Origin of the sequence: Citrobacter sp. C1 (assembly GCF_014596895.2) — a bacterium.
Taxonomy (GTDB): domain Bacteria; phylum Pseudomonadota; class Gammaproteobacteria; order Enterobacterales; family Enterobacteriaceae; genus Citrobacter; species Citrobacter gillenii.
The window spans coordinates 2,786,564-2,807,644 of sequence record NZ_CP115035.1 but is presented as its reverse complement, the minus strand read 5'-3'; the positions used below and the strand labels follow the sequence as shown (position 1 = coordinate 2,807,644).

Genomic DNA, 21,081 nt, shown 5'->3' with positions numbered 1-21,081 from the left:
ATGGTGATCACAAATTTTAATTTTTCGGCGCTATGCTATGCTTTTAAATAACGAGTCAATCGTTCACGTAAAAACATAAGCGAGGAAAAAAATGGGTATACTTTCATGGATTATTTTCGGTCTTATCGCTGGGATATTGGCAAAATGGATTATGCCAGGCAAGGACGGCGGCGGATTCTTTATGACTATTATTTTAGGGGTTATCGGTGCAGTCGTTGGCGGTTGGATCAGTACATTGCTTGGCTTTGGCAAAGTGGATGGTTTCAACTTTGGCAGCTTTGCCGTGGCGATTATCGGCGCGCTCGTTGTTCTGTTTATCTACAGAAAAGTCAAAAGCTAAATCAAAACAGATATTGAAATAGAGGCCACTTCGTGTGGCCTTTATTTTTTTACCACCAGCCCAATTCGGTGCCGAGTACCACAATAATGGCGACGCCAATCATGATGAGCGTTGTTTTTTTCATGGTTATGCTCCCGGAGCGGCGTAGCCGCCAATAAAGAACCAGGATAAAAAAACAACGGCGGAAATGAAGATAATGACAGGAAAAATAATACCAATCCGCATGGTTTCACCAGCCAACGTTATGTGAAGATGAGCCAGAATAACAGGGCTTAATGCGTGACAAAAGCAGTTTTGCCCTCGCGTTTTTTATCCAGGTACATCGCGCTATCAGCGTTATGAAGCGCACAGTTTAAGTCGGTTTCTCGCGGATCGACTTCAATCACGCCCAGGCTGGCGCCAGGATAAAACAGGCTGATAGCGCCAAGCTGATAGTCGCCGCAGAGTTGTTGTTGCAACTGGTCTTTAACCCTTTGCATGCGCGTGTGTTGATCTTCTTCACTTTTTTGTGACAGACCCGCGACGAGAAATTCGTCGCCGCCCAGTCGGCCGAGAATATCGTTTTCACTACACACATGGCGCAAACGTTGCCCAACCTGGATCAAAAATTGGTCACCAACTTCATGGCCAAAACGGTCATTGATCAGCTTGAAATCATCTAAATCAATATAGGCGACGATAATTTTTTGCTGCAAATGGCGAGCCAGCGAAAAGAGGGTTTCCATATTTTCGAAAATGGCCCGACGATTAGGTAATCCGGTGAGCGCGTCGGTGTAGGAGTGTGCAATGAGTGCCGCATTCGCTTCACGTAATTGCGCCACCAGTGACTCTTTTTGAATCGACTGGGCAATCAGACTCGCAAACAGATGCAGGACCTGCTCTCCGCGTTGGCTCAACGTTTGTTGCTGCCGGCTGGTGGCGCAAAGCGTGCCGTAAAATGTCCCATCCGGAAGGTGGACAGGCGTGCTCAAAAAGGTGGTAATTTCCAGCGCGCGTGCGGCGGCACAGTCTGGCCAGCGAGCGGGGACGTTATCGCTGTACAGGCAGTTTTCTTCGATTGCGCGCTTGCACAACGTTTCATCCCACGGCACCGACAAACCCTCGGGTATATGCATCTGTCGGCTGTTACGTGCATACAGAATATGCTGCAGGCGTGCATCTAAATCGACTTTGGTTAAATAGGTCGACTCCATGTCAGTCACCATTTCCAGCATCTCCAGAAGTTGCCGAACCAGACCCTCAACAGACTGCTCGGTGGCTAATGATTGTGAGACTCTGGCAAGGATCATGTCAGACATGAGAGGTAAATACTCCTGAGTAGTAACAACGACGGTGATGCCTGCATGATAAAACAACACTGTGAAAGATGAAACAAGCCGAACTGTATGAAATGTAAGCGGAGAATGAAAACGCATCAGTAAAACATGGAGGTAGGCGGGCAGTCAGGGTAATCTGCCGCAATAACATTATTTGCAGGAGCGGTCATGAAATCTGTGTTTATTGTGTTGCCAGGTATGCTGATGTTAGCGGGATGTTCGACGCAACCCGATGCACCAATGCCACCGAAAGTGGGTATGGCGAATCCGGCATCCGTCTATTGCCAGCAAAAAGGAGGTTCGCTGATTGCGGTACAAACGCCGCAAGGGGTACGTTCTGACTGCAAGCTCCCCGGAGGAGAAGTAATCGACGAATGGGCGCTTTGGCGCAGAGATCACCCGGCTAAAACGCAGTGAGAGCCTGCTACCATTGACGTAGCCACTCGGCCAGCACGAGAGCGTGGTTTTGCTGCGTATTTTTTGCCGCATACAGTAGCGTGACGGTCTGTTGACGCGCGATGTCAGCAAGCCGTTTCCCTTCCTGCTGCTGTTGAGCAAGCTCGGCGCGGTATTGTTCTGCGAAATGTTTAAAATCAATAAGTTCAGCATGAAATGCTTTGCGTAATTCAGTCGAGGGCGTGAGCGCTTTATTCCACTCATCGCAGGCCAGGTCGGTTTTTTTTAACCCCCGTGGCCACAGTCTGTCGACCAGAACGCGATAACCATCATTTTGTTCAGCCGGGTCATACACGCGTTTACATTGAATATTCATTTCTCAATCCGCTCCGTTATGTCACCGAATGGAGACGTTTTATTATCGTCTTTACGGTACATTAAGATCGTAAAACGTGACCATTATAGCATTTTGTCGCGACTGACTCTCAATTTAAGGGATTGTGAAAACAACAAAATATCGGTAGGGTGAGGCTCCTTATGTTGTCCCTTATTGTCTGGACACAAGGAAACTCTCATGGACATTTCCCCTGTAAAAAATACACTTCGCATTGCGCTGGTCGGTGACTACAACCCTGACATTGTCGCGCATCAGGCGATTCCCCTTGCTATTGATGACGCTGCCGCGGTGCTGGAATTAATGGCGGATTACGACTGGCTAACCACATCGGATATTAATAGCGGTGAGGACCTGGTCGGCTATGACGCTATTTGGGTGGTGCCCGGTAGCCCGTATCAGCATCCAGAAGGTGCGCTGACGGCTATTCGTTACGCCCGTGAAAACAGTATTCCCTTTCTCGGCACCTGCGGTGGTTTTCAGCATGCCATCCTCGAATATGCCCGCAACGTGCTGGGTTGGCACGATGCCGCACACGCAGAAACGGATACCGAAGGTCGCATGGTAATTGCCCCATTGAGCTGCTCGCTGGTCGAAAAAACGGATGATATCGAACTGCGGGCGAATACGCTGATCGCCAGAGCCTACAATCAGGAGGTGATCTCTGAAGGTTATCACTGCAACTACGGCGTATCGCAAGCCTTTGCCGACGAACTGGAGCGTGGGGATTTACGCGTGACGGGCTGGGATGAGGCGGGAGATATTCGTGCCATTGAACTGGTGACGCATCCTTTTTATGTTGGCACGCTCTTTCAACATGAACGGGGTGCCTTGGCGGGGAAACCCGTGCCGCTGGTTCAGGCGATGTTACGCGCGGCGCGCGGATAAAAAGTCGGGCAGGTCTGCAATGAGCCTGCCCCATGCGTTATGGCGAGGTTATCTCACGGCTGCGTCCAGCATACAGGCCAAACACAGCCATCAGCGTCGCTAGCAGGGCGACGCCAATCAACGGTATCTGCCAGTTACCGTTGAGGTCGTGAATTTTGCCCATTAACGGCGGTCCACACGCCGCCAGCAAGTACCCCACAGACTGCGCCATACCGGATAGCGCAGCCGCCTGGTGCGCAGAACTGGCACGAAGTCCGATGAACGTCAGTCCGAGGATCATCGTCGCGCCCGAGCCAAAGCCAAATAAAATCGTCCACAACACGGCCTGGTTGGGTAGCAGCCAGAATCCTGCGGCTGCAATCGCACACATTAATGAAACCAAAGCGGCAATGGCGCGTTGATCCTTCAATTTAAACAAGATTAAAGGGATCAGTAAGCCGGGTGCGGCAGTAGCGAGTTGCAGCAAACCGTGCAGTGAACCCGCCTGTGCCTCGCTGTAGCCATGGCTAATCAAAATAGCGGGCAACCAGCCGATAATCACGTAATAGACGAGTGAGTTGATCCCCAAAAACAGCGTCACCTGCCAGGCGAGGCTGGAGCGCCAGATCCCTCGGGAATGCAACGCGCGCGAGTTACTCATCGTGGCATGGCTCGTCTGGCGATACTGCGGTAGCCAGATAAACAGCGCCAGCAGCGGAAAGACCATCAACATCATCAGCGCACCGCGCCAGCCGAATCCGTTAAGCGCCAGCGGTACCACGATAGCTGAGCCAATGGCGGCCGCAGCTCCCATCGTCAACGAGTACGCCCCGGTAAGTTTTGCGACATGTTGTGAAAAATCACGCTTAATCAACCCCGGAAGCAACACGTTGCCTAATGCTATCCCACAGCCAATGAGGGTGGTTCCACCAAATAAGAATGGCGGCGAGGGCAATGAACGTATGGCAATACCGGCGCAAATCAGCAGCATGGCGGCAAACAGACTGCGCTCAATACCCCATCGACGGGCAACGCCCGCCGCCAGGGGGGAAACTAACGCAAAGGCCAGCAGCGGTAGGGTAGTCAGGAGCCCCGTCTGGGCGGTCGTCAGCGCGTAATCTGCGCGAATGGCATCCAGCAGCGGCGCTGCACCGGTAAAGGTAACGCGAAGCGTGGTGGCGATCATCAGGATACCCGCAATCAGCAACGCACCTTGTTTGCCGCGGGGGGAAGGGGAATAGGTCATCTTTTTCTCTTATCGTCAGGCGAGGCGATACCTTACCGTTTTTACACCATGGATGAATCAAGCTAAAATGACAGATTATCGCTAAAATCGGACAACGTTATGCTGGGACTGAGGCTGGACGGGTATGAACCGGATCGCTATCACGATGCCGCTGTGGCTTTTTGTATTCAGGCTCAGGAAGATGAACTCTTCAGCCCGCTGCATCAGCACCGTAAAGGCCAGTTGATCCTGGCATTGTATGGCGCGATTACCTGTGAAGTTGAACACGCCATGTGGATGGTGCCACCCCAGTACGCGGTGTGGATCCCGGGTGAGATCCCTCACAGCAATCACGTCACCGTTGGCGCTGAGCTGTGTTTTTTGTTTATTGAACCGCAGGCGGTGGTGATGCCTGAACGTTGCTGCACGCTGAAAATATCACCACTCTGCCGGGAACTGATTCTTTCGCTGGCGACCAGAACCGATGCCCAGCGGCTGGAGCCGTCAACGCAGCGGCTGACGCAGGTTTTGTTTGATGAACTTCCGCAGCAACCGCAGGAGCAAATGCAGCTGCCGGTTTCCGATCATCCGAAAATTCGCAGGATGGTCGCAACGATGGCGCAGGAGCCCGCGCAATGGCAGACCTTGGGCCAGTGGGCTAGCGTGTTTGCGATGAGCGAACGCAATCTTGCCCGGCTGGTGGTGAAAGAGACCGGGCTGAGTTTTCGCCGCTGGCGTCAGCAACTACAGTTGATTCTGGCATTACAGGCGCTGGTTGATGGTCGTAACGTCCAGCAGGTCGCCCACATGCTGGGTTACGATTCAACAACCGCCTTTATCACCATGTTCAAAAAAGGCCTGGGTCAAACCCCAGGCCGTTATCTGACGGGGCTGGCTACTGTTTCCCCACAATCAGCGAAACCAGACCCGCGGCGATGAGCGGCCCCACAGGGACGCCGCGAAACAGCGCAACGCCCAGTACCGTACCGACCAGCAACCCGGCGACTAACTGCGGCTGACTGCCCATCAGCGTGACGCCACGTCCACCCAGCCAGGAGACGAATACGCCGATAGCAATGGCGACCAGTGACTTCCAGTTTACGAAGGAGTGAATGAGCGTGGATGGCGGTAGCGTTCCGCTGGCGATCGGTGCCATCACGCCAATCGTCAGGATAATAATCCCGACAGTCAGGCCCTGTTTTTCAATCCACGGGAAAAAGGTGTTCAGCGGGGTGACACGGACAATAATCAGCACCAGGATTGAAACGGCGACAGTGGTGTTGTGGCTGACAAAGCCCAGAGCTGCCAGTCCGAGCAGGATCAGCAGAGTGACATCAAACATCGTAGTTTCCTTGCCAAAAAAGATAAGCCTGCTTACTGTACGCGCAAATGCGTGGTGGAACAGGCTTTTTTTAGTGATGTATACGCTATTTGGGCGAACGCATAACCGTGCGTTTCTGTGCCGGTAACGGGGCGTTATAGCGTGTTATTGCGTGCGGCGAAACGTGACTAACTCCGGTTGCGCAATGCGCAGGTAATCCTGGGTGTCCATAATGACCGATTTGTCCAGCACCCCGGCGTTAAAGGCAATCTCATCAAAACGCTCGAACAAGAGTGGATCGGCGACCAGCTTGAGCTGAGGATGGAAGCTGAAGGGAGGAATGGCGCCAAAGACGCATCCCGTCAGTTCATCCACTTCAGCAGGGCTTGCCAGGGAGGCCCTCAAGCCGCCAAGATGGCTGGCGAGTTGGCTCAGATCAGCCTGTTGATCGGCAGAAAGAATAGCAAGCACATGCTGATTGACGCCATTGCCTTTCACTTTACACACCAGAGCTTTTGCACCCTGACCCAAGGCTGTGCCACGAATCTCTGATACCGCCTCGCATTTGCCGACGGCGTCGTGGCTGACCACGCGGTACGTTGCGCCGTGTTCCGACAATAACGCGACCAAACGTTGATGGGTTACATTACCTGTATTTACTTCCGTCATCTCTTACTCCTGATACCACAATAAAAATCCTGCGCAGAAAAAGTATCACGAACGAGGGTGCTTTTTCTGTTTGTTGAGATACAGCTGGGCGTCAGAGGCTTTGTAAGCATCGTTAATGGTGTCACCCGGCTGCATATTATAAATGCCGGCGGAAAAGCTAACGGAGGTCCCCGGCGCAATAATGTGTAAGTTCTCGTCGATCCGTTCCAGCAACTGAGGAGTGAGCTCGGCAGGATAATCGATCAGAATCATGCAGAACTCATCGCCCCCGAGGCGAATAGCATAATCACTTTTGCGGATCGCGTTTTGAATCGCTTTGGCCAGAATAGTGATAATACGATCGCCTTCCTGGTGTCCCAGCGTGTCATTAATGGTTTTTAGCTTGTCACAATCAATAGCGATAAATGTCACCCGCGTTCCGGCGTTGACCAGTTGCTGCAAACGTTGCTCAAGCGTTGGCGTTAAGATTTTACGGTTGTACAACCCGGTCATCGCATCGCTGATATTTTCGCGCCGGACGTTATGATACAAACGAAAGTGGGTTCTGACCAAATTCAGCAGTAGCGCGGTTGCCAGCAGGTAAAAAGCGAAAATTTTCCAGGAAGAGACAATAAAGTACATTAAATCAAGGGAGAGTGTGATCCGTATTCCGCCGGGAATATCATTAACATATTGCACATACTGGAACAGGTTTGATTCACTCTGGTTGATGACGATCTCTTTTCCTGAACTGACGTCAGACAACGTGACGTTCAGATAACGCCAGACGAGGGGACGATCGCTGGTATAAAAAATATGCCGCAGATTGTCCTTGTTCACATCCACCATCACGACGCCTTTGAGTTTACCGGCGTAATAGACCGGGGTGATAAAGCTCATGACTTTTTCTTGCGTCAGATCATCCTCATAAATACTGGAAATGACGGTGCGGCCGGTAAAAACATCATCGATATCGTTCTGGTGAATTCCCAGCGTGCCTTTTTGCAAAAAAGACCAATGATTCATCGTGAACTGATTAGAGTTAATCAGGTTGTAGAAATAGATATAGTTATTATTTAAATCAATGTAATAACGAAATTTATACTCCAGTGTGGCTAATCCATGGCCATAATCGACCAGTTCACGATTGACGTTGACCGCCTGGTCGAAAGCGGGCAACAAGAATATGTCATCAAGTTGTTCAATACAGTTTGCTGAGTGGGTCTGTAAAGTACCGCGTAACGGCAGGTAGCTATGTGAGGTGAGATTCAGCCCGTACGTGCCGTTAACGTGCTCAAATGCCTGGCACAGTGCTTTTCGTTGTTCAGCAGAAACAGGGGCTTTGGGCGATGAAAAACGGCGCATTAAATGGGCGGCAATACTCTGATTAGTGTATTTATCATACAGGAAAGAAGAGTCGGCTTTCTCAATGACATAACGCATATAGGCGTTCATTGCCCGATCGCTGGCAATCAGTTCGTACACCAGAAAAGAAGAGGTCAAAACAATAACGCTTACGGAGATAAAGTGCCGGAGCGCTTTATGATGAAATTTCATAATGTTTTTCAGCCCTGTAAGTCCGATACTTCAGTTTATCACACGCTAAACGTCCACTCTAACGGTATGGGAATGCCCCATTGTTGGCTATTTTTGTAATAAAAATCATTCGTACTCTTCACCTTTAATCTTTAATGTTGTATTTATAATGCAACTTATAGAAAAGGAGACAGGCCGATGAGTACGATGGAAAAAGCAGGCCATACATTTCTGGCCAGCCTGGGGAAAACCCGCCTGCGCCCGGGGGGGATAGAAGCCACAGAATGGCTGTTCAGCCAGTCGCAATTGACGTCAGACAGTCAGGTGCTTGAAGTGGCGTGTAACATGGCGACCACGGCGATTGAACTGGTGCAACGCTTTGGCTGCACTGTATACGCCATTGATATGGATAAAAGTGCGCTGGTTAAGGCGAGAAATAACGTCGCTGTCCATGGGCTGGAAAATCACATTCATGTCATGGCCGCTAATGCGAATACTATTCCTTTCGCCGACAACAGTTTTGACGTGGTGATTAATGAAGCCATGCTCACGATGTACGGTGATAAGGCTAAGACGAAGTTGATTGCGGAATACCATCGGGTACTGAAACCTGGTGGGCGCTTGTTAACCCATGACATTATGTTTACGGCGCAAAAACTGGGAGAGGGCGATCAAAACCAGCTTCAGCAGGTTGTGAAGTCAAATGTGAGTCCACTGACGCAGCAAGGCTGGCGCGATCTATTTCTGGGCGCGGGATTTGAACAGGTGCTACAGCAAAATGGTGAAATGTCGCTAATGTCGCCGCAGGGGTTAATTCGTGATGAGGGATTTAACGGCGCCCTTAAAATTGCTTATAACGGACTACGCACGCATGAGAATCGCCAGCGTTTTCTTAAGATGTTCCGTTTTTTCCGCGCACAGCGTCACCAACTTAACTATATCGCCTGCTGTTCCGTAAAGGGTAAATAAAAAGGATAAAGGGATGAATCTGGATAAAATGAAACATCAGCACGTTGATATTCTCGAAAAAATATCTTTTCTACGTACGTTAAGCCAGTCCGGGGTATCATCCAATGCGCAGCAAATTGCTGCGGCGATCGTGAGCATGAGTGCGATCATTAAAACGCATCTGTCAGCGGAAGATCAGTTTCTTTATCCTCAAATTGAACAGGATGGGAATAGTAAACTCAGACAGGTCAGTACCCAATTTCAACGTGAAATGGCGGATATTGTTGGTGAGTATGATGCGTTTTCGCGCCGCTGGAATATTGCCAGCAAGCTGATGGGTAATGACGAGGCGTTCAGACGCGACGCCAATACCGTATTACGCAAAGTGTTTGAGCGTATGCAGCGGGAAAATAAAGATTTCTATCCGCTGGTAGAAAGGATGTAATGTGCGTTAAGAACATAACTGAGTAAAGGGCTACTGGAATGTCAGAAAAACACTGGTCGAGAATGGAATATCTTCACCAGACAGTGACGAATCCCAATATCGTAATTAAAGGGACGCACAGTTATTACAGCGACTGCTGGGATAAAGGCTTTGAGGCTTCAGTCGTGCGATATTTACTTGGCGACGAGGTTAGCAGAGAGTGGGAACCGCTCGGGCATCTGGATAAGTTGATCATCGGTAATTTCGTCTGTATTGGTGCCGAGAGCGTGATTGTTATGGGGGGAAACAGTACCCACCGGTTGGACTGGATAAGTCTTTACCCCTTTATGGCGTCCATCAACGATGCCTACCAGTTTCGCGGAGACACGGTTCTCAAGGATGGCTGTTGGTTAGGTATGCGCGCGATGATTATGCCTGGCGTGACGGTTGGAGAAGGCGCTGTCGTGGCTGCGGGTGCTGTCGTGACCAAAGATGTACCTCCGTATGCGATTGTCGGCGGGAATCCGGCGAAGATCATAAGATATCGACTTCCCGAAGAGGATATTAAACGATTGCTGGCGCTGGATTTGTATCAACTGGCGGAAGAGACGCTGGTGGCGTTGCAACCGCTGTTGTCATCTGGCGATATTTCAGCGTTGGAGTTGAGCGTTGCGCGGCAGAGACAAGTGTAAACGGCGTATTGGGCGTAGAGTGGGCGTATCATGTTGAAAAATCAGCCAGAAACAGTACGTAACTGGCCGATCGTCAATGGTTCATCTCAACTTGTGGCACTCTGCTTATGAAACAGTTCCCGGAACACCGGATAGATATCATCCTGGTCACGGATATGCTGCATGGCAAAGTTATCAAAGGTCGATTGCAGATGCTCGTACTCACGCCATAAGGTCTGGTGCGCGCGGCGGGTGATTTCGATATAGCTATAATATCGCACCACCGGCAGCAGTTTTTTCGCCAGAATCTCATGGCACAACGGTGAGTCATCCGCCCAGTTATCGCCATCTGATGCCTGCGCCGCATAGATATTCCACTGGGCAGGATCGTAACGATCTTTCACCACTTCATCCATCAACTTCAGCGCGCTGGAGACGATGGTGCCCCCGGTTTCCTGAGAGTAGAAGAACTCATGCTCGTCCACCTCTTTTGCCTGGGTATGGTGGCGAATGTAAACCACTTCCACGTTCTTGTAGGTACGGCTTAAGAACAGATACAGCAGAATGTAAAACCGCTTGGCCATATCTTTCGTTGACTGATCCATCGAGCCGGAAACGTCCATCAGACAGAACATCACCGCCTGGCTGGAAGGATCGGGTCGTTTTTCATAATTTTTATAGCGTAAATCAAAGGTATCGATAAACGGGACGCGTTCAATTTTTGCCCGCAGTTCAGCAATCTCTTTGCGTAGGCGTTCTTCCTCCAGCAACTGCGCCGGTTCTGTATTGGCGATGGTCTCCAGGTCAGCTTCAAGCGCGTGCAGCTCCCGACGTTTACCTGCCGTCATCGCCGTGCGGCGCGCCAGTGAGTTTTGCAGGGAACGGACCACGCTGATATTGGCTGGCACCCCATTGGAGGTGAAGCCCGCACGGTGGGTTTTGTATTCCGTTAACTGACGTTGCTGATTTTGCTTCAGATTCGGCAGTGCCAAATCTTCAAACAGCAGATCCAGATACTCATCTTTAGAAATTTGAAACACGAACTCATCCTGGCCTTCTCCATCCTGGCTGGCCTGGCCTTGCCCGCTTCCTGAACCCCCGCCGCCGCCCTGAGGGCGTTCTATACGGTCGTTCTGCACAAAATGGTCGTTACCCGGATGTACGCGATGGCGCAGGCCTCCACGCCCCTGATGGAACATCGGTTCGCTAATATCATCGGTTGGGATAGAGACAGACTCGCCACTATCGACATCAGTCACCGAACGCTTATTAATGGCCTCGGAGATCGACTGTTTAATTTGTGATTTATAACGGCGCAAGAAGCGCTGGCGGTTAACCGTGCTCTTGTTTTTACCGTTAAGACGTCGGTCTATGAACCAGGTCATATGCCCCCCGTACTGCCAACTGTTCGCCATGTCTGTAAGTGCCGGATGGCGCTGGCGCTTATCCGGCCTACGGAACATTGTTTTGCATGCCCGGTAAGCGCATGCGCCACCGGGCACTTATGTTAAGACGATTTACGTACGCGCAAATACCATTCGCACAGTAAACGCACCTGTTTACGCGTGTAGCCTTTTTCCATCATGCGGTCGACAAAATCGTCGTGCTTTTTCTGCTCGTCAGTTGAGGTTTTAGCGTTAAACGAAATGACCGGCAGCAACTCCTCGGTGTTGGAGAACATTTTCTTCTCAATAACCGTGCGCAGTTTTTCGTAACTGGTCCAGTTTGGATTACGACCGCTGTTATTCGCTCTGGCGCGCAGAACAAAGTTGACGATCTCATTACGGAAATCTTTCGGGTTGCTGATACCCGCCGGTTTTTCAATTTTTTCCAGTTCTGAATTCAGCGACTCGCGGTCAAACAGCTGACCGGTATCCGGGTCACGGTATTCCTGATCCTGGATCCAAAAATCCGCATAGGTGACATAACGGTCAAAAATGTTCTGTCCATACTCGGAGTAGGATTCCAGATAGGCGGTCTGGATCTCTTTGCCAATAAATTCAGCGTATTTCGGGATCAGATAACCTTTCAGGAACTCGAGATAACGTTCGGACTGCTCCTGCGGGAACTGCTCGCGCTCAATTTGCTGCTCCAGAACATAGAACAGGTGCACCGGGTTGGCTGCCACTTCTACATGGTCAAAGTTAAACACGCGGGAGAGGATCTTAAACGCGAAGCGCGTTGACAGACCGTTCATCCCCTCATCGACTCCGGCGTAATCCCGGTACTCCTGATAGGATTTCGCTTTCGGATCGGTGTCTTTCAGGCTCTCGCCATCGTAAACGCGCATCTTCGAGTAGATGCTCGAGTTTTCTGGCTCTTTCAGGCGAGAAAGAATGGTAAAGCGAGACAGCGTTTCCAGCGTACCCGGTGCGCACGGCGCGTGGGTCAATTCACTGTGATTAAGCAATTTCTCGTAGATCTTGATCTCTTCGGAAATGCGTAAGCAATACGGAACCTTCACGATGTATACGCGGTCAAGGAAGGCTTCGTTATTTTTGTTGTTACGGAACGTCACCCATTCAGATTCGTTTGAGTGGGCAAGAATGATGCCGTTAAACGGCAGGGCAGAAATACCTTCTGTCCCGTTGTAGTTACCTTCCTGCGTTGCGGTCAGCAGAGGATGTAGCACTTTAATCGGTGCTTTAAACATCTCCACGAACTCCATAATCCCCTGGTTAGCCCGGCACAGTGCGCCGGAATAGCCGTAGGCATCCGGATCGTTCTGGGCGTGGTGTTCGAGTTTACGAATATCCACTTTGCCGACCAGCGCGGAAATGTCCTGGTTGTTCTCATCACCCGGTTCCGTTTTGGCGATAGCGATTTGTTCCAGAATAGACGGCCACACTTTAACCACGCGGAATTTGGTGATGTCTCCACCAAAATCATGCAGACGCTTCGCGGCCCATGGCGACATAATGGTGCCAAGATAGCGACGTGGGATCCCGTACTCTTTCTCCAGGATTTGTGCATCTTCCTGCGGATTAAACAGGCATAACGGGTGATCGTTAACCGGGCTGCGTTCACCGTTGGCGCTCAGGACATAAATCGGTACCCTCTGCATCAGCGACTTCAGTCTCTCAGCAAGAGAGGATTTTCCTCCCCCTACAGGCCCCAGCAGATACAGGATCTGCTTCTTCTCTTCCAGCCCCTGCGCCGCGTGCTTCAGATAGGAGACAATCTGTTCAATCGCGTCTTCCATGCCGTAAAACTCTTCAAACGCGGGATAACGTGCAATAACCCGGTTAGAGAAGAGTCGAGAAAGTCGAGGTTCATGGGCAGTATCGACCATGACAGGCTCACCAATAGCCATTAATAGCCGCTCTGCCGCGTTGGCATAAGCACTGCGATCTTGCCGACAAGTGGTAAGAAACTCCTGCAGCGTGAACTCTTCGTCCTTGGCAGCTTCATAACGCTGGCGATAGTGATCGAATATATTCATGGTATGCCGTCCTTTCGTTTTTTAGCACATGTTAAGAGCCGTTCATATGAATAGTAGAGGCCCCTGAAGAGGTAAACTGAACGACGTCGCTGCTGGAAAAATAAGCAACTCTCATGCCATTTTGATGGTCAGAAGATCAACGTATTCGGTGATACACCTTCTAAAATTAAGCGTAGATGGCATTTGCAAAACTTGCCTGCGCGCGCAAACGAATTTCAATGGCATATCAATAACTCATCGGCAAAAAATAGACATCTTATGTAAAGAAATAGGGCGGAATTCATGCCTTGTTCATCGGGCTGCAAGTAAAATGTCATCACTCGCTGAGAAATTAGAGGGTTACATAACGAGATGAATACGTAAAATAGTTGGGCTGTCACGCAATGACGGTTACACTTTGGGTGCTTTACATTTGAATAAGGAATTATGGACTGTGACCAAACTCAAACTTCTGGCACTTGGCGTGCTTATTGCCACTTCTTCCAGCGTAGCACAAGCAGAAAGCGACCTGTCGCTGGGCGCGGGCGTTGGTGTGGTTGAGAACGCTTATAAACAATACGATAACGACGTTTACCCGGTACCTGTAGTGACCTATGACAGTGAGAACTTCTGGTTCCGTGGGCTGGGGGGCGGTTACTACCTGTGGAATGACAATACCGATAAGTTGTCTGTCATGGCTTACTGGTCACCGATGTACTTTAAACCGGGCGACAGCGATAACAGTCAATTGCGTCGACTGGATAAACGTAAGAGCACCATGATGGCCGGTCTGTCTTACGTCCACAATACGCAATACGGCTTCCTGCGCACCAGCCTTGCGGGAGACGCGCTGGACAACAGTAATGGTATCGTCTGGGATCTGGCGTGGTTATATCGTTACACTAACGGTGGCCTGACGCTGACGCCGGGGATCGGTGTCGAGTGGAACAGCGAAAACCAAAACGAATACTATTATGGTGTATCGCATCATGAATCCTCTCGCAGCGGCCTGCGTAGCTACGATCCAAATAGCAGCTGGAGCCCGTACCTGGAGCTGAGCGCAAATTATAACTTCATCGGCAACTGGAGTGCATACGCGACGGCGCGTTATACCCACCTGTCTGATGAAGTGACCGACAGTCCGATGGTAGACAAATCCTGGACGGGTCTGATCTCTACGGGTATTACCTACAAGTTCTGATAACTGACCATTCTAAACAGAAGCCCGCATTACAGCGGGCTTTTTTTTGTCTGCTGGCAGGCCGGGCAACAAATAGCCCAAACGATGATGGTGCAATTTGTGCACCATTACAGGACACATGCGCACTGTTTTGCTTTACTGTGGTGCAAAATACAGGAGAGTGAGATGACAGATAAACAGGTGATGTTTACCGGGCAGGCCACGCTTCCTGCTATCGGGCAGGGGACGTGGTATATGGGTGAAAACGCCCATTGCCGGGGAGCTGAAGTGGCGGCGCTGCGTGCTGGACTGGATCTGGGTTTGCGCCTTATTGATACTGCAGAAATGTACGCTGATGGTGCAGCGGAAGAGATTGTCGGCGAGGCGTTATTGGGGCGACGCGATGACGCTTTTCTGGTATCAAAAGTTTATCCCTGGAATGCTGGGGACCAGAAAGCCATCGCGGCCTGCGAAGCGAGCCTGCGGCGACTGAAGACCGATTATCTGGATCTCTACTTACTGCATTGGACGGGTAATTTTTCATTTGCAGAGACGGTTGAGGCGATGGAAAGGTTGATCGTGCAAGGGAAAATCCGCCGCTGGGGCGTTTCTAACCTCGACTATGAAGACATGCAGGCGCTATGGCAGGTTACTGGTGGACAGCAGTGTGCCACGAATCAGGTGCTGTATCATCTGGCGTCACGCGGCATTGAGTTTGATTTACTGCCATGGTGTCAGCAACGGCAGATACCGGTCATGGCCTACAGCCCGTTGGCCCAGGCGGGGCGTTTACGCAGAGATTTGCTCACTAATCCGGTGGTGAGTGAGATTGCGCACGCGCACAAGGCCAGCGCCGCGCAGATTTTATTGGCGTGGGTTATTCGACAACCGGGGGTGATAGCCATTCCGAAGGCGGCAAATGTCGCACACGTTGAGCAGAATGCCGCAGCGCTAAATATGACGCTTTCTGACGAGGAGTTGATGTTGTTAGACTCGGCTTTTCCTGCCCCTGCAGCCAAAACACCGCTAGATATGGCCTGATAAAACGCCAGTTGCCATCAGGCAACTGGCAAAATCTTAGCGCTTAGCAACACGAATTGTTTGTGCCAGGCGAGAAGGTTTCTCAGTGGTGGTTTTCTGCGGCGCGGTCGCGTAAGCGGTTTCTACGCAGACAAATGTTTTGTACCCGTCGTCCGGCATGTCACCCATGCTGACAGACAGGGCTGGCCCTGGGTTCCAGCCGACAACGTTCAGATGGTGATGGTGTACGACGTCGATGTTGCGGTTCAGTGAATCGTCATGGATGACGCTGCACGCTTCCGGGTTCAGATACACGCGGTCGGTGCGGTCCGGGAACGTCTGGATACCGTCAGCCAGGACATCTTCTTTCGCATCGTTAACTTTATCGATCAGACGGTCACCAAGGCCACTTACTTTCACCGCTGCAATGTCACCGACGTTAAAATAGGTGTGCAGCGCGGAGGTGGTTTCAAATTCACCGTGGGCTTCCAGTTCTATTTCACAGGTAGCACCCACTTTGAAACGCGCTAACAGCGTAAACTCATGCGGCCAAAGCTGACGCGTTTCAGCACTGCTTTGCAGTTCAAACGTCAGAACCACACCGCTATCATCTTCGTTGTGCGCTTTCAGCGTCCACGGCAGATTACGGGCAAAACCGTGCGAGGGAAGCCCTGGCTGTGCCGCCGGGCCAAACCATGGCCAGCAAATAGGGACGCCACCACGCAGCGCTACGCCCGTTTTAAACGGCGTATTGTTGCTTAACCACAGGACCTCATCTTCGCCGGTCGGTTTCCATGACAGAAGATGCGCGCCCTGTAGGGCGAAAGAGGCTTTCACCTGCGGGTGATCGACCACCACGACCTCCAGTTCATCCAACTGACGACGGGAGAGGACAGGGGAAATTTGTTCGATTATCGGAAGTGCAAAAATTTTATTAATCATGATGCAATCCTTGATGTTGAAAACCATAAAAAAAGGCGACCGAGGTCGCCTTTTTGGATCAGATTTTCATCTCAACTTATTTGGAGATGTGAGCAATCAGATCCAGAACTTTGTTTGAGTAGCCGGTTTCGTTGTCGTACCAGGATACCAGTTTCACGAAGTTGTCGTTCAGTGCGATACCTGCTTTAGCATCGAACACGGAAGTGCAAACTTCACCGTTGAAATCGGTAGATACAACGTCGTCTTCGGTGTAACCCAGAACGCCTTTCATCGGGCCTTCGGAAGCAGCTTTGATTGCTTTCTTAATTTCTTCGTAAGAAGCAGCTTTTTCCAGACGAACGGTCAGGTCAACAACGGATACGTTCGGAGTAGGAACGCGGAACGCCATACCAGTCAGTTTGCCATTCAGTTCTGGCAGTACTTTACCTACTGCTTTAGCAGCACCGGTAGAGGACGGGATGATGTTCTGTGCTGCGCCACGACCGCCGCGCCAGTCTTTGTGAGACGGGCCATCAACGGTTTTCTGAGTCGCGGTGGTCGCGTGAACGGTAGTCATCAGACCTTCGATAATACCGAAGTTGTCGTTGATAACTTTAGCCAGCGGAGCCAGGCAGTTAGTGGTGCAGGAAGCGTTAGAAACGATGTCCTGACCTTCGTATTTGTCAAAGTTAGCGCCTTTAACAAACATCGGAGTGTTATCTTTGGACGGGCCAGTCAGAACCACTTTTTTCGCGCCAGCAGTGATGTGCTTACGAGCGGTTTCGTCTGTCAGGAACAGGCCAGTAGCTTCAGCAACTACGTCAACACCAACTTCGTCCCATTTCAGGTTAGCCGGATCACGTTCAGCGGTAACACGGATTTTTTTACCGTTTACGATCAGATGACCGTCTTTCACTTCAACGGTACCGTTGAAACGGCCGTGAGTGGAGTCATATTTCAGCATGTAAGCCATGTAGTCAGCGTCTAACAGGTCGTTGATTGCAACGATCTCGATGTCAGAACGTTCTTGAGCAGCACGGAAAACAATGCGACCGATACGGCCAAAACCGTTGATACCTACTTTGATAGTCATATATTCCACCAGCTATTTGTTAGTGAATAAAAGGTTGCCTGTAAAATTACAAAAACCTTACGCAGCGTCAAGCGGAATCGTGTCAATCATTGCGACAAATCAATCTGCTGCCTAAGCTTTGCGCAACTGACTCGCCTCACTCTTCCTTTGGGCTTGAAACCACATGGGGGCGGCGGCCCGAATTTTAAAGGGCAATCAAGATAAAAACGTGATTGCTATCACGATTTATAGGCTGCCATTTCGCAATGATCAAGTTTAGAACAAAAGTTCGCCCTGCGGTGTTAATGTTTTGTTAGAATCTGTCTCGCAATGTGAGTTTAGATAAAGCGAGATGTGAGCAAATGGCTAATCAACCTTCTCCAGAAGACCTAAAGAAAAATTTATCCGAAATGCAGTTCTACGTGACACAAAATCATGGGACAGAACCGCCATTTACCGGGCGTTTGCTGCATAACAAGCGGGACGGTATTTACCACTGCTTGATCTGTGACAGACCGCTGTTTCGTTCTGATACAAAATATGATTCTGGCTGCGGCTGGCCTAGCTTTTACGAGCCTGTCAGTGAAGAGGCGATTCGTTACATTAAGGATACGTCACATGGCATGCAGCGCATTGAAATTCGTTGCGGCAACTGTGATGCGCACCTGGGACATGTCTTCCCGGATGGTCCAAAACCTACCGGTGAACGCTACTGCGTCAACTCAGCGTCTTTGAACTTTACCGACGATGAAAACGGTGAGCAGATTAAAGGCTGAAGAAGCGATTCAGCAAATTATTCTACGGGAGTGGGTTTAAGATGAATCTTGATGAGATGATTAACAGCATGACGCCGGAAGTTTATCAGCGCTTATCGACGGCCGTTGAGCTGGGAAAATGGCCGGATGGCGTCGCGCTGACGGCAGAACAAAAAGAGAACAGCATGCAACTGGTGATGTTATGGCAGGCGCGTAACAATATCGATGCGCAGCATATGACTATCGACACCAACGGTGAGATGGTCATGAAGAGTAAGCAGCAGCTGAAAGTTGAATTTGGGATAACGCCTGAGCCGATTGCGACGTTCAAATCCTGATTGTGGAAACAACATGAATTCGCAGGTCCGGCACGGCTTACCGTAACGGACCTGCAAAGTCTTACTTCTTGTTCATCATCGCCTTAAGGTCGGCAAACGGGTTGTATTTCGCCTCGCCGACGTCTTTCTGCGCATCTTCGCCTGCCACCACGGTAGAACCATACTGATCCACTTCGGTGTATTTCGAGTGCTCATGATCGTGGCAATACAGGCATAACATCTCCCAGTTACTGCCATCTTCCGGGTTATTGGAATGGTCATGATCGATATGGTGTACCGTCAGCTCGCGCAGGTTGGAATACACGAACTCGCGCGAACAGCGCCCGCAGACCCAGGGGAACAGTTTAAGCGCCTTTTCCCGGTATCCGACTTCCAGACGGGCGTAATTTTTAGGGATAAAAGCCATAAAACCTCGTGCTCCTGTAGAATATGAAAAGCTGCGCCAACGTCAGGCGCAGCAGATGGTGATAATCATAACCTATTGTGCACGACGTGGGGATCAGAGTTTATTAGTGACCATGTGTAGGCCGGATAAGCTATTTTCACCGCCATCCGGCAATAAACTTAACGCTGAGTTTCTTCCCAGTCTGCCAGCGTATACAGCGTTGCACCCGCAGCGGCCATTTCCATAAACGCCTGCGTGCTGTCCTGAGGCTGAATATTCACCCCTCGACAACCGTCGGTAATGACGTTCACCGTATAGCCCAGTTCCAGCGCATCGAGGACGGTAAACTTCACGCAGTAGTCGGTTGCCAGCCCCATGATGATGAGGTCGGTAATACGCTGTTGCATAAGCCACGCATTCAGTTCCGTTGCCTGACGGCGACCGTTATCAAAAAATGCGCTGTAGCTGTCAACCTGCGGGTTTTCGCCCTTAAAGAACGTCTTATCAATGCCGCGCTCATTCAGCAGAGGGTGCAGGGCCGCTCCCTGCGAGTTCTGTACACAGTGATCCGGCCAGAACGTCTGCGCCAGGCCGTCCAGTTGTCCCTGCGTGTAAGGGGCGACCTGATGCTGGCTGGCAAAGCTGCCGTGATTAGCCGGATGCCAGTCCAGACTGGAAACAACCTTCTCACCGCGCAGCGAACACCAGTCAATCAGGCGATTGGCGACATCCACGGTGCTATCACCTTCTGGAACGGCAAGTGCGCCTCCGGCACAAAAATCGTTTTGTAAATCAACCAGCAGTAATGCTCGTGCCATCGTCACTCCTCCTTCAATCATCCGGCGTCAGTTCACCGCGCAGGTTTTGCGTCATCGCGTCACGGATGGCCTGCGTGTCCAGACCCTGGCTCAGCAAATAATGCAGCTTGGTCAGTGTTGCTTCAACGGTCATATCCGCACCGCCAATCACGCCCGCATGTGCCAGCGCATTCCCCGTCGCATAACCGCCCATGTTGACCTTGCCGGACATGCACTGCGTGAGGTTAATGACCACAATACCGCGTGAGCTGGCATCCTCAAGCTCCTTCAGGAACTCTTTATTCTGCGGGGCATTGCCCACGCCGTAAGAACGCAGAATTAACGCTTTGACTGGCTGGCGCAGGAAGTTACGCACCACGTCTGCGGAAATTCCAGGATAAATCGTGACCACGCCAATCGGCTGCGGGGTGATAGGGTGCACAATCAGCTCGCCCGCACCGTGCGGCGCGGGCGGGGTGCCCAAACGACGGATGTGGATCCCGGCTTCCAGTAAAGGTGCAAGGTTAGGTGAAGCGAAGGCGTCAAAACCGTCGGCGTGCGCTTTGGTAGTGCGATTACCACGATACAGTCGGTTATTGAAGAACAGAGTGACTTCATTGATCGGATAATTGGCCGCAACGTACAACGCATTCAGCAAATTGATTTGTCCGTCTGAACGTAGCTCAGCCAGCGGGATTTGTGACCCTGTCACAATAACTGGCTTGCCCAGATTCTCCAGCATAAACGACAGCGCCGAGGCGGTGAACGCCATGGTGTCGGTGCCATGCAGGATCACAAAACCGTCGTATTCGTCGTAGTGAGCTTTAATATCTTCCGCAATATGCTGCCAGTCTTCTGGCGTCATATCGGAGGAATCCATCAGCGGGACATATTCGTGAATGGTGAAGTCTGGCATCTCAGGGCGGTGGAATTCAGGCATCAATGCCAGTTGACGCTGAAGATGGCCGGAAACCGGAATGTAACCTTGTTCTGAGCGCTGCATACCGATGGTACCGCCGGTATAGGCAACGTAAATCGATTTCTTCTGCATGACTTTTCTTCTGTCTCAAAGAAAAACCCCTCTTCATCCCGAAGAGGGGTCAAGA

General features: G+C 50.8%; 25 protein-coding genes and 1 pseudogene. 11 read left to right on the top strand and 15 right to left on the bottom strand.

Annotation, left to right across the window (positions count from 1 at the left end; translation table 11 throughout):
• Nucleotides 1-91: 91 nt before the first annotated feature.
• Nucleotides 92-340 carry a GlsB/YeaQ/YmgE family stress response membrane protein gene (locus tag IB214_RS13565; protein WP_115258707.1) on the top strand — a complete coding sequence of 83 codons (249 nt, stop codon included), beginning with the start codon at nt 92-94 and terminating at the stop codon, nt 338-340.
• 49 nt (nt 341-389) lie between these two features.
• On the opposite strand, the gene yoaJ is transcribed toward IB214_RS13565, so the two are convergent.
• Genes yoaJ through IB214_RS13550 form a run of 3 tightly spaced genes read right to left on the bottom strand, consistent with a single transcriptional unit; the run spans nt 390 to nt 1,638 of the window.
• Nucleotides 390-464, bottom strand: coding sequence for a protein YoaJ (gene yoaJ, locus IB214_RS13560; protein WP_099530266.1), 75 nt, complete (start codon nt 462-464; stop codon nt 390-392).
• 2 nt (nt 465-466) lie between these two features.
• Nucleotides 467-565, bottom strand: coding sequence for a YoaK family small membrane protein (locus IB214_RS13555; RefSeq protein WP_096757327.1), 99 nt, complete (start codon nt 563-565; stop codon nt 467-469).
• Between the two features lie 47 nt (nt 566-612).
• Nucleotides 613-1,638, bottom strand: coding sequence for a sensor domain-containing diguanylate cyclase (locus tag IB214_RS13550; RefSeq protein ID WP_115258706.1), 1,026 nt, complete (start codon nt 1,636-1,638; stop codon nt 613-615).
• A 186-nt stretch (nt 1,639-1,824) separates the two neighbouring features.
• Between IB214_RS13550 and IB214_RS13545 the strand changes: the two genes are divergently transcribed.
• Nucleotides 1,825-2,073, top strand: coding sequence for a DUF333 domain-containing protein (locus IB214_RS13545; protein ID WP_117342963.1), 249 nt, complete (start codon nt 1,825-1,827; stop codon nt 2,071-2,073).
• Between the two features lie 7 nt (nt 2,074-2,080).
• Here the strand turns inward: IB214_RS13545 and IB214_RS13540 are convergent, their stop codons facing one another.
• Nucleotides 2,081-2,428: a DUF488 domain-containing protein gene (locus IB214_RS13540; RefSeq protein ID WP_096757324.1), complete on the bottom strand. Its 348-nt coding sequence runs from the start codon at nt 2,426-2,428 to the stop codon at nt 2,081-2,083.
• Between the two features lie 198 nt (nt 2,429-2,626).
• Here IB214_RS13540 and IB214_RS13535 point away from each other — a divergent pair, with 198 nt between their 5' ends.
• Nucleotides 2,627-3,334 (top strand): CTP synthase, encoded by a 708-nt coding sequence (locus IB214_RS13535; protein ID WP_117342964.1) that lies wholly within the window; start codon nt 2,627-2,629, stop codon nt 3,332-3,334.
• Nucleotides 3,335-3,371: 37 nt separating this feature from the next.
• Here IB214_RS13535 and IB214_RS13530 read toward each other — a convergent pair whose 3' ends face one another.
• Nucleotides 3,372-4,559, bottom strand: a complete 1,188-nt coding sequence (locus IB214_RS13530; RefSeq protein ID WP_115258702.1) for a CynX/NimT family MFS transporter — start codon at nt 4,557-4,559, stop codon at nt 3,372-3,374.
• Between the two features lie 99 nt (nt 4,560-4,658).
• Here IB214_RS13530 and IB214_RS13525 point away from each other — a divergent pair.
• Nucleotides 4,659-5,451, top strand: a pseudogene (locus IB214_RS13525) (helix-turn-helix transcriptional regulator); the annotation flags it as partial.
• Here the strand turns inward: IB214_RS13525 and IB214_RS13520 are convergent.
• The 3 genes from IB214_RS13520 to dgcJ form a co-directional block, all read right to left on the bottom strand.
• Nucleotides 5,434-5,880, bottom strand: coding sequence for a DUF441 domain-containing protein (locus IB214_RS13520; protein WP_016152803.1), 447 nt, complete (start codon nt 5,878-5,880; stop codon nt 5,434-5,436). The pseudogene IB214_RS13525 and the gene IB214_RS13520 overlap by 18 nt on opposite strands.
• Nucleotides 5,881-6,024: 144 nt before the next feature.
• Nucleotides 6,025-6,528 (bottom strand): YbaK/prolyl-tRNA synthetase associated domain-containing protein, encoded by a 504-nt coding sequence (locus IB214_RS13515; RefSeq protein WP_117342966.1) that lies wholly within the window; start codon nt 6,526-6,528, stop codon nt 6,025-6,027.
• A gap of 45 nt (nt 6,529-6,573) precedes the next feature.
• On the bottom strand, nt 6,574-8,064 hold the full coding sequence (dgcJ, locus tag IB214_RS13510) for a diguanylate cyclase DgcJ (RefSeq protein ID WP_096757320.1): 1,491 nt from the start codon (nt 8,062-8,064) through the stop codon (nt 6,574-6,576).
• Nucleotides 8,065-8,241: 177 nt separating this feature from the next.
• On the opposite strand from dgcJ, the gene IB214_RS13505 reads away from it, so the two are divergent.
• Genes IB214_RS13505 through IB214_RS13495 form a run of 3 tightly spaced genes read left to right on the top strand, consistent with a single transcriptional unit; the run spans nt 8,242 to nt 10,107 of the window.
• Nucleotides 8,242-9,012, top strand: coding sequence for a class I SAM-dependent methyltransferase (locus IB214_RS13505; RefSeq protein ID WP_117342967.1), 771 nt, complete (start codon nt 8,242-8,244; stop codon nt 9,010-9,012).
• Nucleotides 9,013-9,025: 13 nt separating this feature from the next.
• On the top strand, nt 9,026-9,436 hold the full coding sequence (locus tag IB214_RS13500) for a hemerythrin domain-containing protein (protein ID WP_117342968.1): 411 nt from the start codon (nt 9,026-9,028) through the stop codon (nt 9,434-9,436).
• 38 nt (nt 9,437-9,474) lie between these two features.
• On the top strand, nt 9,475-10,107 hold the full coding sequence (locus tag IB214_RS13495; protein ID WP_170973041.1) for a CatB-related O-acetyltransferase: 633 nt from the start codon (nt 9,475-9,477) through the stop codon (nt 10,105-10,107).
• Nucleotides 10,108-10,193: 86 nt separating this feature from the next.
• Here the strand turns inward: IB214_RS13495 and IB214_RS13490 are convergent, their stop codons facing one another.
• Both IB214_RS13490 and yeaG read right to left on the bottom strand, forming a co-directional pair.
• On the bottom strand, nt 10,194-11,471 hold the full coding sequence (locus IB214_RS13490; protein ID WP_096757316.1) for a YeaH/YhbH family protein: 1,278 nt from the start codon (nt 11,469-11,471) through the stop codon (nt 10,194-10,196).
• Nucleotides 11,472-11,593: 122 nt separating this feature from the next.
• The gene (gene yeaG / locus IB214_RS13485) at nt 11,594-13,528 is read right to left on the bottom strand and encodes a protein kinase YeaG (RefSeq protein WP_096757315.1); all 1,935 of its coding nucleotides are present in this window, start codon (nt 13,526-13,528) and stop codon (nt 11,594-11,596) included.
• A 433-nt stretch (nt 13,529-13,961) separates the two neighbouring features.
• Between yeaG and IB214_RS13480 the strand changes: the two genes are divergently transcribed.
• Nucleotides 13,962-14,708, top strand: a complete 747-nt coding sequence (locus IB214_RS13480; RefSeq protein WP_115258696.1) for a MipA/OmpV family protein — start codon at nt 13,962-13,964, stop codon at nt 14,706-14,708.
• 165 nt (nt 14,709-14,873) lie between these two features.
• Nucleotides 14,874-15,728, top strand: coding sequence for an aldo/keto reductase (locus IB214_RS13475; protein ID WP_117342969.1), 855 nt, complete (start codon nt 14,874-14,876; stop codon nt 15,726-15,728).
• Between the two features lie 36 nt (nt 15,729-15,764).
• Here the strand turns inward: IB214_RS13475 and IB214_RS13470 are convergent, their stop codons facing one another.
• Both IB214_RS13470 and gapA read right to left on the bottom strand, forming a co-directional pair.
• Nucleotides 15,765-16,649, bottom strand: coding sequence for a D-hexose-6-phosphate mutarotase (locus IB214_RS13470; protein WP_115258694.1), 885 nt, complete (start codon nt 16,647-16,649; stop codon nt 15,765-15,767).
• Between the two features lie 76 nt (nt 16,650-16,725).
• Complete coding sequence (gapA, locus tag IB214_RS13465; protein ID WP_096757311.1) at nt 16,726-17,721, bottom strand: glyceraldehyde-3-phosphate dehydrogenase; 996 nt, start codon at nt 17,719-17,721, stop codon at nt 16,726-16,728.
• A gap of 341 nt (nt 17,722-18,062) precedes the next feature.
• Here gapA and msrB point away from each other — a divergent pair, with 341 nt between their 5' ends.
• Entirely contained in the window at nt 18,063-18,476 is a 414-nt protein-coding gene (msrB, locus tag IB214_RS13460; protein WP_161959031.1) for a peptide-methionine (R)-S-oxide reductase MsrB, read from the top strand.
• 41 nt (nt 18,477-18,517) lie between these two features.
• Entirely contained in the window at nt 18,518-18,793 is a 276-nt protein-coding gene (locus tag IB214_RS13455) for a YeaC family protein (RefSeq protein WP_115258693.1), read from the top strand.
• Between the two features lie 61 nt (nt 18,794-18,854).
• Here IB214_RS13455 and yajD read toward each other — a convergent pair whose 3' ends face one another.
• From yajD to ansA, 3 genes are all read right to left on the bottom strand, one after another.
• A complete protein-coding gene (gene yajD, locus IB214_RS13450) occupies nt 18,855-19,199 on the bottom strand; it encodes an HNH nuclease YajD (protein WP_003030690.1) in 345 nt (114 codons plus the stop codon).
• Nucleotides 19,200-19,357: 158 nt separating this feature from the next.
• The gene (gene pncA / locus IB214_RS13445; RefSeq protein WP_117342971.1) at nt 19,358-19,996 is read right to left on the bottom strand and encodes a bifunctional nicotinamidase/pyrazinamidase; all 639 of its coding nucleotides are present in this window, start codon (nt 19,994-19,996) and stop codon (nt 19,358-19,360) included.
• A gap of 13 nt (nt 19,997-20,009) precedes the next feature.
• Nucleotides 20,010-21,026, bottom strand: coding sequence for an asparaginase (ansA, locus tag IB214_RS13440; protein WP_096757298.1), 1,017 nt, complete (start codon nt 21,024-21,026; stop codon nt 20,010-20,012).
• Nucleotides 21,027-21,081 lie beyond the last annotated feature (55 nt).